Here is a 13,398-nt window from a genome sequence, read left to right as displayed (position 1 = left end):
TTTTGCCTATTTTATTTTTCAAATTACATATCAAAGAAAAAAAAATAAAATATCAATTTCCTTTTGTTGCTTACAATTTGTATATTCTCTCTTGCTCTTGGAGGAAACAAAGGTTTATTTTTATATTTTATAGTATTTTGCATATTCTTTACCAATGAAATTAAAATAAAATTACGATATATTATCTTAGCACCACTCTTAGGACTAGTGTTCTACTCCTTAATGAAAGGCGTTGTTCCAACAATAGATAATATTTATAATTATCTATTAGAATCAATATTTAGAAGGATATTTATAACGCAAGGAATATCCGGACCAAATGCTATCCAGTTATATTCAGATGGCGTAAATTTTTATAACCAGAGTAGTCAACAAATAAAAGAGATTGTTTTTCAATATGTATATGGTTATAGCCCTGGCTCTATGCCAGTGCCTTACTTTGTTGAACTATACTTAAAACATGGTCTATTTCTGGCTATTTCTTTGTCAATAACTCTACTATCATTAATATCAATATTTTTTCTGTTTTTCCGACATTGTAATACGTCATATAAATGGCTTGTTTTTTATACGAGCTATATCATCATTATGTCAGGATTTTCACCTGACAATTATTTAAGATTTATTGCTATTATTCTGTTCATATTGACTTATAATTCCCTTATGACTATTTTATCTCTCAAAAAAACATCTAATTAAATATAGTAATTAACGATGACTAAATATAATAGCTTTGTTTCTGTAATTATGCCTTGTCATAACTCAGAAAAATATATATATGAATCTATAATTTCAGTTTTACATCAAGAACATAAAAACATAGAGCTAATTATAATTGATGATTGCTCAACGGATAAAACAACAAATATAATCTCATCAATAATTGACCATCGAATAAAATTAATAACGTTAAATTCTAATCAAGGTGCTGGCAATGCAAGGAATGTTGGGTTAGAAAATGCCACCCACCCATATATTGCATTTATTGATGCTGATGATGTTTGGCTTCCGAACAAATTAAGCACCCAATTAAATTATCTTATAAATAACCCAGAGGTTGGCGTTGTTTGCACTGCTTATAGTTTTATAGATGAGAATTCAAAATCAATCTCTGGTAGTGTTGTTCCTGACCAAGTCATATCCTTAGATTCTTATATGCGAAATACATGCATAGGTTGTTCTACTGCTCTTATAAATAAAAACGTTTCTGCAAATATTACATTTAGTAAAATGCGATTACGGCAAGATACTCATCTTTGGATAACACTATTAATTAATCATGTCATTATAAATGGATTAGAACAAAACCTAGTAAACTACCGTATACGAAAAAATCAGATATCCGGTAATAAACTCAATGCAGCAATAAAAACATTTAAATTATATTGGGGATTTAAACAAATCCCCGTTTATAAAAGAATAACTAATTATATTTTTTATGCATTTAACGGTGTATTCAAAAGATTAAAATAAGGGTATATAATGAACAATAAATTCCTTCCATTCTCTTTTCCTGAAATCGGTCAGGAAGAAATTGATGAAGTAGTAGATTCACTAAAAAGCGGTTGGATTACTACAGGTCCAAAAACTAAAAAGTTTGAACAAGATTTTGCTGAATATTTGGGTAATGGTGTTGAGGCGATTGCAATAAACTCAGCTACTGCTGGCTTACACCTTGCATTGGAAGCTATCGGTATCGGTCCTGGTGATGAGGTTATTGTACCTACGTATACTTTTACTACTACTGCTGAAGTTGTTCGATATTTAGGTGCCGACCCGATATTTGTTGATTCCTGCAATGATACATTGAATATGGATCCTGCGAAATTTGAAGCTGCAATTACTGATAAGACTAAAGCAGTTATTCCTGTCCATTTCGCAGGATTATCATGTGATATGGATGTAATTATTACAATTGCACGTAAGAATAATATAAAGATTATTGAAGATGCTGCACATGCTTTTCCAACCATTTATAATGGAAAACTTATAGGAACATTAGATACTGATGCGACTGTATTCAGTTTTTATGCTAATAAAACTATGACAACAGCTGAGGGAGGAATGCTTGTTTCCAGGAATCCTGAACTGATAGCCCGTGCTAAGATCATGAGACTGCACGGTATCAGTAAAGATGCATTCGACAGATACCAATCAAAAACTCCGGCGTGGTTCTACGAGGTTATTGAACCGGGCTTTAAATATAATATGCCTGATATTTCTGCCGCTATAGGTATACATCAATTAAAACGTATTGATGGCTTCCAAACTAAACGAGAAGCTATGGCTCAATACTATAACGAAAAATTGAAAACTCTTCCTTTAGTTTTACCGGTTGATGCAACTGAAAACAATCAGCATGCGTGGCACCTTTATCCTATTCGTTTAACAGATGATGTCAAAATTTCTCGTGATGATTTTATATTAGAAATGTCTAAGAGAAATATTGGTTGCTCTGTTCATTTTATTCCATTACATAAACATCCTGTATGGCGTGATAAGTATAATTTAACACCAGTTCAATTCCCTATTGCAGAAGATAACTTTAAAAGAATAATATCTATACCTTTATATACTGCGATGACTCAGGATGATCAAGACAGGGTAATTAATGCTATTTCCGAAATACTCGAATAGATGAAATATATGTATTCTATTATTAAGCGAATATTTGATTTTTCTGCTTCATGTATTGGATTGTTATTATTATTACCATTTATACTGATAATATGTTGCTGGATAAAAATAGACTCTAAAGGGCCTGTTTTTTTCCGGCAATGTCGGGTTGGTAAGAATGGTAGAGAATTCATGATCCATAAATTCAGAAGTATGGCAAATGATACCGAGAATCAGGGACAACTCACTGTTGGCAACGACCAACGAATTACACGTTCTGGTTATTTTATCAGAAAATATAAATTAGATGAACTTGCTCAACTTATTGATGTTATTCAGGGTACAATGAGTTTAGTCGGTCCCCGCCCTGAAGTTCCCAAGTATATGAATTTATACCCTGATGCTATCAGAAAAAAAATCCTCTCTGTAAAGCCGGGAATCACAGACTTGGCCGCAATAGAGATGATTGATGAAAATATTATATTATCTCAATATGATGAACCAGAAAAAGCCTACATTGATATTATAATGCCGATGAAAGCTGAGTACTATTTAAAATACATAGATAATCACTCTCTTTTTCTTGATATTAAAATAATATTTATAACTATCATTAAAATAGTGAAAAGATAGGCAACCTAACGTATGTATTCAGATAAAAATAGATTTATTAAACTAACTTGTTTAATACTTATTGATATATCTATAATGCTATCCTCTTATTGGATAAGTATGTGGCTGAGATTAGACAGAGACATTCCAATACTTAGTCTTATACATTGGGTGTCAATATTTTCCACAATCCCAATCACTCTCTTTATTTTAGTAAAAATTGGTTTCTACCGTGCTATATTACGGTATGTTAATATGAGCATTGTCAAGTGGGCTGTTGTAGGATCATTTTCATCCGCATTACTATTGATCGCATTCTCTCTTTATCAGGATGCTTTTTTACCCCGAACTGTTCCTATTATTTATTTTTTCTTACTTGTTATCTTATTATGTGGTACCCGATATTTTTATCGTAACGTTGTTAATCTTATTACTCCAAAAGGACTGCCTGTTGCAATTTACGGAGCCGGAGAATCAGGCAGGCAACTATTAACAATACTTCGGGAGCATAAAGAATATAATCCTATTTTTTTCATTGATGATAAGATTAAACTTCACTACCACACAATCCAGGGAATAAAAGTTTATCCATCAGATAAAATAGTTAAATTAATAGAAAAATATAGTATTTCAAAGATACTACTGGCAATACCCAGCGCATCGTCAGATAAAAGAAAAAAATATCTTAAAAAAACTAGAACCCTTGCATCGTGAAGTCTTAACTATACCTGACTTCAATGAACTAGTTGATGGTACTGCACAAATAGGTCATTTAAATCGAGTTTCTATTTCTGATTTACTGGGTAGAGAGCAGGTAGCACCAATTAATGACTTATTAAAGAAAAACATACTCAAAAAAAAATATATTTATTAGTGGCGCCGGTGGGTCTATTGGTTCTGAATTATGTCGCCAGATATTATCACAAAACCCAACATTAATTATCCTCTATGAAATATCTGAATTCTCACTATATAGTATTGACAGGGAATTAAATAGATTAAAAGCATCTAAAAAATTAAATGTAACTATCATTCCTATATTGGGTGATATAAAAAACAAAGAAAAAATCGATTTCATTATCAATAAATTCTCTATACATACTATTTATCACGCTGCTGCATATAAGCATGTCCCATTAGTCGAGTACAATGTGATAGAAGGTATTCGAAATAACATATTAGGCACATTAACACTTGCACAGTCAGCACAAGAACATAATGTAGAAAGATTTGTTTTAATCTCAACCGATAAAGCAGTCAGACCAACGAATACTATGGGTGCCACAAAACGCTTTGCCGAATTAATTTTGCAAGCTCTGGCTCTTAAACAATCAGATACACATTTTTCTATGGTTCGCTTTGGTAATGTACTGGGTTCATCAGGTTCTGTTGTACCTTTGTTTGAAAAACAAATAGCAAATGGTGGACCAATAACATTAACCCACAAAGATATTACCCGCTTTTTCATGACAATTCCGGAAGCTGCCCAACTCGTGATTCAGGCTGGAGCAATGGGGAAAAATGGTGATGTCTTTGTTCTTGATATGGGAGACTCTGTTAAAATATACGATCTCGCAGAAAAAATGATTAATCTTTCTGGTTTTAGTATCAAGAATGAAGCTAATCCTAATGGGGATATCGAAATTAATATTACCGGATTACGTCCTGGTGAAAAACTTTATGAAGAATTACTGATCGGAGATAATGTTCAAGGAACATTCCATCCTCGGATTATGACCGCCAATGAAAAATACTTGTCGTGGGATGAGCTATCAACGCTGATTTCTGAAATCAGGCTCCAATGTGATCAGCGTGACTTAACTGCACTCCGTGAGATATTATTAAAAGCTCCTCTGGATTTTAATCCTCGTGATGAAATTTGTGATTTACTGAAATAATAGCCATGCTCAACATCGTCTTATTTGAACCTGAAATACCGCCGAACACCGGCAATATTATCCGTCTGTGTGCTAACACCGGCTTTCGGCTGCACCTTATCCATCCGCTGGGGTTTACCTGGGATGATAAGCGCCTGCGCCGTGCCGGGCTGGATTATAGTGAGTTTGCGGATATCAAACATCATCATGATTATACCGCGTTCCTGGAAAGCGAAGGACTGAACTCAGATAATGCACAGTCCCCCACCGGGAGCCGGGTGTTTGCGCTGACGACCAAAGGGACTCCACGCCACAGCAATGTCAGCTATCAGGCGGGGGACTATCTGCTGTTCGGCCCCGAAACGCGCGGGCTGCCCCCTTATGTGCTGGACAATATGCCGGTTGAGCAGAAGATCCGTATACCCATGCTGGCGGATAGCCGCAGTATGAATTTATCCAATACTGTTGCGGTAATTGTATTTGAAGCCTGGCGGCAACTGGATTATGCGGGTGCTGTACTGCGGGATTAACGGCTGTATTCTGAATGACGTTGGATATATCCCGTAAAATTACCTGCGATAAAAAAGCGGTTTCATCCTGTGATGAAACCGCTTTTTTTGATCTGAATTTTTTAATCTGAATAAGTATTGTCTTGCTGGTTATGTGGTTCTTTTTTCAATCCTGGTTGCCATTAACAGCAACGCAAACAACACACCCAGCACACTGATATGCACATTCTCAAAATTACCGCGCACGACGATATAACCAAGGAATGATGTCACCAGTGTAATAATCACCTGGAACTGTAATTTATCCCGCCGGTCGGCAGCAATAGCGCCTGAAAGGGAAAAAGTGAATACCAGGTAAATCATTGCCAGCAGCCCGGCAATGCCACAGGCAAACCAGTAGGTGAGAAAAATATTATGTGAGCCGATAGAGGTGCGGTATGTCCAGTCCGGATGTTGAGCTGTCGCGGCATCATAAGTCTGATTATAAACCTGCCGTCCTACACCATGCCCTTTTAAGGGCTTTTCCATGATCAGTTCGTACGCTGCATCCTGTACGCCATTTTTATAGCGATGACTGCTGTCAGTCTGAATAAGTTTATGGCTCAGATAGCCACTGTTTTTTCCCAAACCATACTGCGATACCGCAATTGCACCCAATGCCAGCACCAGCAGCGCTGCCACAATCATGCCTTTGTTGCGGTTTAGTCCGAATGCCAGGAAGTACATTATCAATACCGCCAGCCATGCGCCCCGTGCCAGGGTTCCCAGCAAAACAAACAGCATCAGTGCGCCCAGCGTGAGCAGCCCTGCCCATTGCCATACACTGCGCTTGTTCATCAGGTTCCAGTGCGCAATCAGTACCGGGAAGAAGATAATCAGCGCGTCAGAAACATCACGGTGGTTATAGTTGGTAAACGGCATAATCCCCTGACGGTAATCGAGATAATACAGATATATCTCCCGCAGGCAGACAAACAGTAACCCGGCCGTAAATGCAGTGATGATCATCTTCAGCACCTGTTCCTGCGGCGTTTTCATCAGCACCAGCACCACCAGGACATACATCAGTAATACATCACGGAAGTGACTGTTTTTTATATCAGAAAGACTGCCGCGCCAATCCGGTGAAATCAGCAGACCATAAATTAACACCAGTGTGAATAACCCGATGCAGAGTGAGATCGGGTTTTTGAACTGAGATAAGCAGGCTTTACGGTAACGGATAATATGCCAGAGCGCCGTTGCAGCGATCAGCGCAAAAAAAATCGTTTTGTAACGGGTGACCCCTGTAACATACAGCAGGGAAATATACCCCCCGACAATAAACAGGCTCCACAGTCCGTGGGTATTCAACCCGCGGCTGTTTATCCCATGACTCAATGATTTTTTAATCACGATAGTTTAAATCCCTTCGCACCCGTTAAAGTGCTGATCCATATCGAGCGATGGTTTGTCACAGCCAGGTTTGCCGACAATCTTTGCAGGCACACCGGCGACTGTGGTGTGTGGCGGTACAGGATGTAATACCACCGAGCCCGCACCAATTTTAGCACCACGCCCGATTTCAATATTGCCGAGGATTTTTGCACCTGCGCCAATCATCACACCTTCACGGACTTTCGGATGACGATCGCCGCCGGTTTTGCCGGTTCCGCCGAGTGTGACGGATTGCAGAATAGAAACATCATTTTCCACCACCGCCGTTTCACCGATCACAATCCCGGTGGCGTGGTCAAACATAATACCGTGACCAATTTGTGCCGCAGGGTGTATATCCACGCCGAATGTCACTGATACCTGGTTCTGGAGATAGGTCGCCAGCGCTTTGCGGTTCTGCTTCCACAGCCAGTTGGCGATGCGGTAAGACTGCAGTGCATGAAAGCCTTTCAGGTACAGCAGCGGTGTGGAGTATTTGTCTACCGCGGGGTCGCGCAGACAAACGGCTTTAATATCCTGCGCGGCAGATTTAATCATTTGTGGATCGTTACTGTAAGCCTCTTCCACCACTTCACGGACAGAAATTGCCGGCATGGTCGGGGTTGCCAGTTTATTAGCCAGCATGAAACTGAGCGCACTGCCCAGGTTTTCATGCTTGAGTAATGTCGCATGGAAAAAACTGGCCAGCATCGGCTCACAATCAGCAAAATCCCGCGCTTCCTGCTTTATATGGCTCCAGACTTCTTCCAGTTCTTCGTAGGACATAATTACCTCACAGACTTCGGATAAAAAACGGGCTTAAAAGTGCTCACCTTCTTCTTTGGTGGCACGCCCCAACAGGGCACGGGCAGCTTCGAGCACATCTTTATTGCAATAGAGTATTTGATAGATTTGCTCGGTGATGGGCATTTCCACACCAGCACGCTCTGCCAGCGCACGGACTTCTTTCGTGTTCCGGTAACCTTCCACGACCTGACCAATTTGTGCCTGTGCGTCATCCACACTCACGCCCTGCCCCATCATCATACCAAAACGGCGGTTACGGGATTGGTTGTCAGTACAGGTCAGCACCAGGTCACCAAGACCGGCCATACCCATAAAGGTAGAAGGATCTGCACCTAATGCCACGCCCAGGCGGGTCATTTCAGCAAGACCACGGGTGATAAGTGCTGTACGCGCGTTTGCACCAAACCCCATTCCGTCGGAAATTCCCGCACCAATCGCAATGACGTTTTTCACGGCACCGCCGAGCTGAATTCCGGTAAAATCAGGGTTTTTATACACGCGAAAGCTTTTTCCACAGTGGAAAAGCTGCTGAACTTCATCGGCAAATGCCGGTTCAGTTGCGGCAACGGCAATCGCGGTCGGTAAACCGGCGGCCAGTTCTTTGGCAAAAGAGGGGCCGGAGATCATTGCCAGCGGGATTTTATCGCCGAGCACTTCGCGCACCACTTCACCCAGCAGACGCCCGGTTTCCGCTTCCAGTCCTTTGGTTGCCCAGATAATTCTGGCATCCGGTCGCAGCAGTGGTTTTACACGTTTTAATACATCCCCGAAAACATGGCTCGGCACAACCAACAGAATATTGCGGCTGGCCGCGAGTGCTTTTTCAAGGGAGGCTTCAGGAATGAGGGTGTCAGGGAACGGAACATCGGGAAGAAATGCCTGATTTGCGCGATCAGCCTCAAGCTGGCGGATATGCTCCGGGTCATGTCCCCATAACACCACACGGTGCCCGTTACGGGCAAGTGTGATCGCTAAAGCGGTGCCGTAAGAACCGGCACCGAGTACAGTCATAGAAGCGTCTGTCATTATGCTTCCTGTTCGCCACCCTGAGGCGCGGCTGCCTGCTGCTCTTCCTGCTGTTGCAGGTAGCTCATAAACAGGGCATCAAAATTAACCGGCGCCAGGTTCAGCTGCGGGAATGTACCGCGGCCGACTAAGTTCGCAATGCACTCACGGGCATACGGGAACAGAACATTCGGGCAATATGCGCCCAGGCAATGTGCTAACTGAGTGCCTTCCAGACCACCGATGGTGAAAATACCGGCCTGCTGAACTTCACACAGGAATGCGGTTTCTTCGCCCAGTGTTGCGGTTACTGTGACACGCAGAACGATTTCATAGATATCATCCGCCAGTTTGGTTGACCCGGTGTCCAGATCCATTTTCACTTCCGGCTGCCAGTCCTGCTGGAAAACTGCAGGTGCATTCGGCGCTTCAAAAGAGATGTCTTTGGTATAAACGCGCTGAATGTTGAAAGACATTTCTGTATTAGGTTGTTCTGACATAATGTTACCTTTTGATATCCATATAAATAGTTTGAGTTACAAAGGGTGTTAATTCAAACGTCCTTTGCCGGATTACTTTTTACTGCGGGAAAGCGGTAAGTTATCACCGGTCCAGCCGGAGAGACCATCTTTCAACACAAACACACGTTCAAATCCGGCTTTAATCATGCTTTCAGCCGGTTTACCCAGGTCCATACCATTGGCAGAAACCAAAATAACCGGACGGCTTTTGTGTTTTTCCACTTCACCAAGATTATTATCTTTAATTTCTGACGGAGTCAGATTCACCGCATCAATGATATGACCACGGCGGAAATCGTCCCGTGTACGGGTATCCACAACAATCGCTTCTTCTTTATTAATCAGTATGATAGCTGTGGAGCGGGGAATGATTTTCACTTTGGAAAACATTCCTTTGAAGGTCAGTAAAATAACAGCAACCAGTAACGCAACCCACACAAGGCTGATAATCGGGTGCTTACTAACAAATGGCATAATTTCTTGCAGCATGGGGGACAATAACTCCCGTTAGTTAATAACAAAGATCAAAGGGCAGAAGTATACCTGTGAGTCAGGTCAAATACAGCCAATCTTGCCCGGGATGTTGCCGTTTTCATCTTAATTTTGCGGCACGTGCCGCGAAAATACATTTTCCCGACGGACAGACCCTGTAATTTACCATTGATCTCCCGTTAAGGTAAAAAACTAACGCAACAAATTCACAGGAAATATCTCCCCGGTGATTGTGCTGAAGTGTAAATATGGGAGAACAAGGCTGGTAACGCCCTAAATAGCATGGAATAATTGCAGTTTATACCCTTATTCATGCAACGTGCAGGTTGGTTGGGTATACAATAGTTAAATATGATCGTTTCTTTGGCACAACGGCAAGGTCGGATAAATTGGCGCATAAGAACGTGTTCCGCAGAGATTCACGCCGGGTCATTCACGGCATCCGTATATTGCTGGCAGCCCTGCTGTTACCAGCCTCCTTTGCTGTTTTTGCAGCCAATACCCCATCCGCAGATGCCAGTAAAAATGAGCTGAAAAATTTACAGCTCAATATTGCAGAAAAAGAAAAAAGCGTCAAAGAGCAGCAAGGCAAACGGACAGATTTGTTAGGCCAGCTTAAAAAGCAGGAGAGTGATATCGCCGTTGCCGGTCGTGAGCTGTATTCCACCCAAAAAGGCCTGAAAAAACTCGATGGTGAAATCACCACTCTGGGTGCAGACATCAAACAGCTGGATTTAAAACAGAAAACGCAACGGGCACTGTTGTCAAAACAGCTGGATGCCGCATTCCGTCAGGGCCGCCATCAGGGTATTGAACTGATATTCAAAGGTGATGAAGGCCAGCGCGAAGAACGAATCCTTGCCTATTACACCTATATTGGTGCGGCGCGGGAAAAAACCATTACGGAGCTGGAAGAGACTACCAGACAGCTCCACTCTCAGCGTCAGGAAGAACAGAAAAAACGGGCTGAGCAGAGTAATTTGCTCGGCAAGCAACAGACAGAAAAGAAAAAACTCGATACCGCACAAAGCGCGCGGAAATCAACACTGACCAAGCTGGAAAGTTCCCTGAAAGCAGATCAGAAAGATCTGCTGGTGATGCGGGAAAACGAAAGTCAGCTGCGCAATAAAATAGCCAAAGCGGAGCGGGAAGCCAAAGCCCGTGCTGAACGCGAAGCCCGCGAAGCCGCGAAGGTCCGGGCAAAACAGGCGCAGGCGAAGAAAAAAGGATCTACTTATACCCCGACTCAGGACGAGCGCTCGCTGATGTCACGTACCGGTGGTTTGGGTCGCCCGGCAGGTCAGGCCATGTGGCCGGTACGCGGTCCGGTTCTCCATCGCTTTGGTGACAGTATTTCCGGCGAACTGAGCTGGAAAGGTATGGTGATCGGCGCGCCGGAAGGCACGCAGGTTAAAGCGGTTGCTGACGGACGGGTGTTGCTGGCCGACTGGCTCCAGGGCTATGGTCTTGTTGTGGTGGTTGAGCACGGTAAAGGGGATATGAGCCTTTACGGATATAACCAGAGCGCGCTGGTGAATGTCGGTGACCAGGTGAAAGCTGGTCAGCCGGTGTCACTGGTGGGCAGCAGCGGGGGTCAGGAAAGACCGGGCCTCTATTTTGAAATCCGGCGCCAGGGACGGACGGTTAATCCGCAGCCCTGGCTGGGGAGATAGCACACTGTGACTTACCGGCAGAAAACAAAACGTATCTTACTGACATCGTTACTTTTTATAACATCGTCACTGATAGCAGTTTCTGCCGGTGCGGCACAACTCGCGATTGTTATCGATGATTTCGGTTACCGCAAACAGGATGATAACCGCATCCTGGAACTGCCGCCGCAAGTCTCAATCGCTATCCTGCCGAACTCCCCTTTTGGCCGGGAAATGGCAGAAAAAGCGCATCGCCAGGGTCGGGAGATTCTGATCCACATGCCGATGGCACCTATAAGTAAGCAACCTCTGGAGCGGGATACATTGCGCCCGTCAATGAGTGCCGCTGAAATTGATCAGCTCATTAAAGCCGCTATTGCCCGCGTTCCCTATGCCGTCGGGATGAACAACCACATGGGCAGCGCGATGACTTCTGATCTCACCGCCATGCAACATGTGATGACATCCCTTTCCGGCTCCGGTTTTTATTTCCTCGACAGTGTGACCATCGGCAGTACAAAAGCCACGCAGGCGGCACAAAGTAAGCCTGTCCGGGTACTGCGCCGCCAGGTATTTCTGGATAATGTCCAGACTGAAGAAGAGACCCGCAAACAGCTTAACCGCGCGGTTGCACTGGCGCGTAAGCAAGGTTCGGTAATTGCTATCGGGCACCCGCATCCTTCGACAGTCCGTGCGCTGCACAAGCTGGTACCGATGCTGCCGCCCGATATTGAATTGGTTTCGCCGGGCTATATGCTGACGCATGCAGGAAAACCGTCGTCCGTCAGACCGCTGCCGGTGAAACCAGTGAAACCGGTTGAAAAAGAAAAAGAGAAACAGAAACCGGCTGAGCCTGAAAAACCATGGCTGACGCCGATGACAGAACAGTGTGAAGGGCTGCCGGTACTGAGCGGGGAGTTTTATACCGCCTATATTAATCTTCTGACCGAAGCGGCGCTGAAGCAGCAATTAACCGGCAAAACCGCAGCTGTACTGTCTGAGATCCCACTGGCACCACCGGCAGCAGAGCCGGCGCCTGCGCCTGTACCGGAAATTAAATCAGAAACTAAACCGGGCTCTGAGCCGGAAACTAAACCAAAAGCAGAAACAGATGCTGAGCCGGAAACCGTTCCGGCTGAAAAACCGGGGGCAACGGTTGTGCCGCCGGTAACAAAAGCATCAGTTGACATGCATGCGGCGGAAAACAGACCGGGTGATACCGCGGCAAAACCACAGTGACAGCAAAGTACCGGCAACAAATGCCCCCGATAGAATAAGCTGAGTATCTCCACGGGTGAGTTCCGTTCCTGCGGCAATCACCTTAAAGAGAAAAAACATCAGTATTATAGTGACCCATATAATCGTACTATTCACTAACGCTGTAATAATCAACCGGATGACCGCCAATTTTTCACCGTAAAAACCGAAGGTCGCCCGGAATGTGATAAACAGAATAGCCGCAATGATAGCCAACCCAGGTAATTGCATCTGGTTGGCATATTCCTCAGCACCTATAGGGTGGATATCAGCAATGTGCAATATCATAGTCACCCACCACGGCAACCGCTGCAATAGATACGTCATGCAACAAACCATTAATAATAAAAGGATTTTACCGGTATTCTGTTCTGTCAGGATAAAACGGTGATTATTACGGATAAAAAATCGATGCAGGCAGTAAATCAATACCACCATTACGACCAGCAACATCAGGCGGAGAACCACATCTGCCGTCTCTATAACCCATGAGGCCGGGTATACTGACATAATATTATTTACCCTGGGGAGCAACCAGCCAGAGATCAGAAGAACACTGCCGACTTTATTCACAGCGGTATATAACAATCCCGTCACCACAACAAAGATCATGCTGTTACGGTGAATCCGGTTC

The 13,398-nt window shown here is 43.4% G+C and carries 13 protein-coding genes and 1 pseudogene; 8 read left to right on the top strand and 6 right to left on the bottom strand.

Annotated features, from left to right (window positions below):
- The first annotated feature begins 714 nt into the window (after positions 1-714).
- From AYY17_RS06250 to trmL, 6 genes are all read left to right on the top strand, one after another.
- Positions 715-1,473, top strand: a complete 759-nt coding sequence (locus AYY17_RS06250; protein ID WP_067422267.1) for a glycosyltransferase family 2 protein — start codon at positions 715-717, stop codon at positions 1,471-1,473.
- A 9-nt stretch (positions 1,474-1,482) separates the two neighbouring features.
- The gene (locus AYY17_RS06245; RefSeq protein ID WP_067422265.1) at positions 1,483-2,637 is read left to right on the top strand and encodes a DegT/DnrJ/EryC1/StrS family aminotransferase; all 1,155 of its coding nucleotides are present in this window, start codon (positions 1,483-1,485) and stop codon (positions 2,635-2,637) included.
- The gene (locus AYY17_RS06240; protein WP_328585524.1) at positions 2,638-3,249 is read left to right on the top strand and encodes a sugar transferase; all 612 of its coding nucleotides are present in this window, start codon (positions 2,638-2,640) and stop codon (positions 3,247-3,249) included.
- 234 nt (positions 3,250-3,483) lie between these two features.
- Complete coding sequence (locus AYY17_RS22145; protein ID WP_235845304.1) at positions 3,484-3,942, top strand: nucleoside-diphosphate sugar epimerase/dehydratase; 459 nt, start codon at positions 3,484-3,486, stop codon at positions 3,940-3,942.
- A gap of 149 nt (positions 3,943-4,091) precedes the next feature.
- Positions 4,092-5,126, top strand: a complete 1,035-nt coding sequence (locus tag AYY17_RS22140) for a UDP-N-acetylglucosamine 4,6-dehydratase family protein (RefSeq protein WP_328585525.1) — start codon at positions 4,092-4,094, stop codon at positions 5,124-5,126.
- A 5-nt stretch (positions 5,127-5,131) separates the two neighbouring features.
- On the top strand, positions 5,132-5,635 hold the full coding sequence (gene trmL, locus AYY17_RS06230) for a tRNA (uridine(34)/cytosine(34)/5-carboxymethylaminomethyluridine(34)-2'-O)-methyltransferase TrmL (protein ID WP_067422263.1): 504 nt from the start codon (positions 5,132-5,134) through the stop codon (positions 5,633-5,635).
- Between the two features lie 129 nt (positions 5,636-5,764).
- On the opposite strand, the gene rfaL is transcribed toward trmL, so the two are convergent.
- From rfaL to AYY17_RS06205, 5 genes are all read right to left on the bottom strand, one after another.
- The gene (gene rfaL / locus AYY17_RS06225) at positions 5,765-7,009 is read right to left on the bottom strand and encodes an O-antigen ligase RfaL (RefSeq protein ID WP_067422262.1); all 1,245 of its coding nucleotides are present in this window, start codon (positions 7,007-7,009) and stop codon (positions 5,765-5,767) included.
- 6 nt (positions 7,010-7,015) lie between these two features.
- Positions 7,016-7,816, bottom strand: coding sequence for a serine O-acetyltransferase (cysE, locus tag AYY17_RS06220; RefSeq protein ID WP_067422258.1), 801 nt, complete (start codon positions 7,814-7,816; stop codon positions 7,016-7,018).
- A gap of 33 nt (positions 7,817-7,849) precedes the next feature.
- A complete protein-coding gene (gene gpsA, locus AYY17_RS06215; protein WP_067422256.1) occupies positions 7,850-8,863 on the bottom strand; it encodes an NAD(P)H-dependent glycerol-3-phosphate dehydrogenase in 1,014 nt (337 codons plus the stop codon).
- On the bottom strand, positions 8,863-9,342 hold the full coding sequence (gene secB, locus AYY17_RS06210; protein ID WP_067422255.1) for a protein-export chaperone SecB: 480 nt from the start codon (positions 9,340-9,342) through the stop codon (positions 8,863-8,865). The genes gpsA and secB overlap by 1 nt, the downstream gene beginning before the upstream one ends.
- 72 nt (positions 9,343-9,414) lie before the next feature.
- On the bottom strand, positions 9,415-9,852 hold the full coding sequence (locus tag AYY17_RS06205; protein WP_067422253.1) for a rhodanese-like domain-containing protein: 438 nt from the start codon (positions 9,850-9,852) through the stop codon (positions 9,415-9,417).
- 392 nt (positions 9,853-10,244) lie between these two features.
- On the opposite strand from AYY17_RS06205, the gene envC reads away from it, so the two are divergent.
- Both envC and AYY17_RS06195 read left to right on the top strand, forming a co-directional pair.
- Positions 10,245-11,528, top strand: a complete 1,284-nt coding sequence (envC, locus tag AYY17_RS06200; RefSeq protein ID WP_067422251.1) for a murein hydrolase activator EnvC — start codon at positions 10,245-10,247, stop codon at positions 11,526-11,528.
- A 33-nt stretch (positions 11,529-11,561) separates the two neighbouring features.
- A pseudogene (locus tag AYY17_RS06195) lies at positions 11,562-12,473 on the top strand (divergent polysaccharide deacetylase family protein); the annotation flags it as partial.
- A gap of 213 nt (positions 12,474-12,686) precedes the next feature.
- Here the strand turns inward: AYY17_RS06195 and AYY17_RS21510 are convergent.
- Positions 12,687-13,274 carry a hypothetical protein gene (locus AYY17_RS21510; RefSeq protein ID WP_156656656.1) on the bottom strand — a complete coding sequence of 196 codons (588 nt, stop codon included), beginning with the start codon at positions 13,272-13,274 and terminating at the stop codon, positions 12,687-12,689.
- Between the last annotated feature and the right edge of the window lie 124 nt (positions 13,275-13,398).

The organism is Morganella psychrotolerans (genome assembly GCF_001676055.1).
Taxonomy (GTDB): domain Bacteria; phylum Pseudomonadota; class Gammaproteobacteria; order Enterobacterales; family Enterobacteriaceae; genus Morganella; species Morganella psychrotolerans_B.
This window is presented reverse-complemented; position numbering and strand designations above follow the sequence as displayed.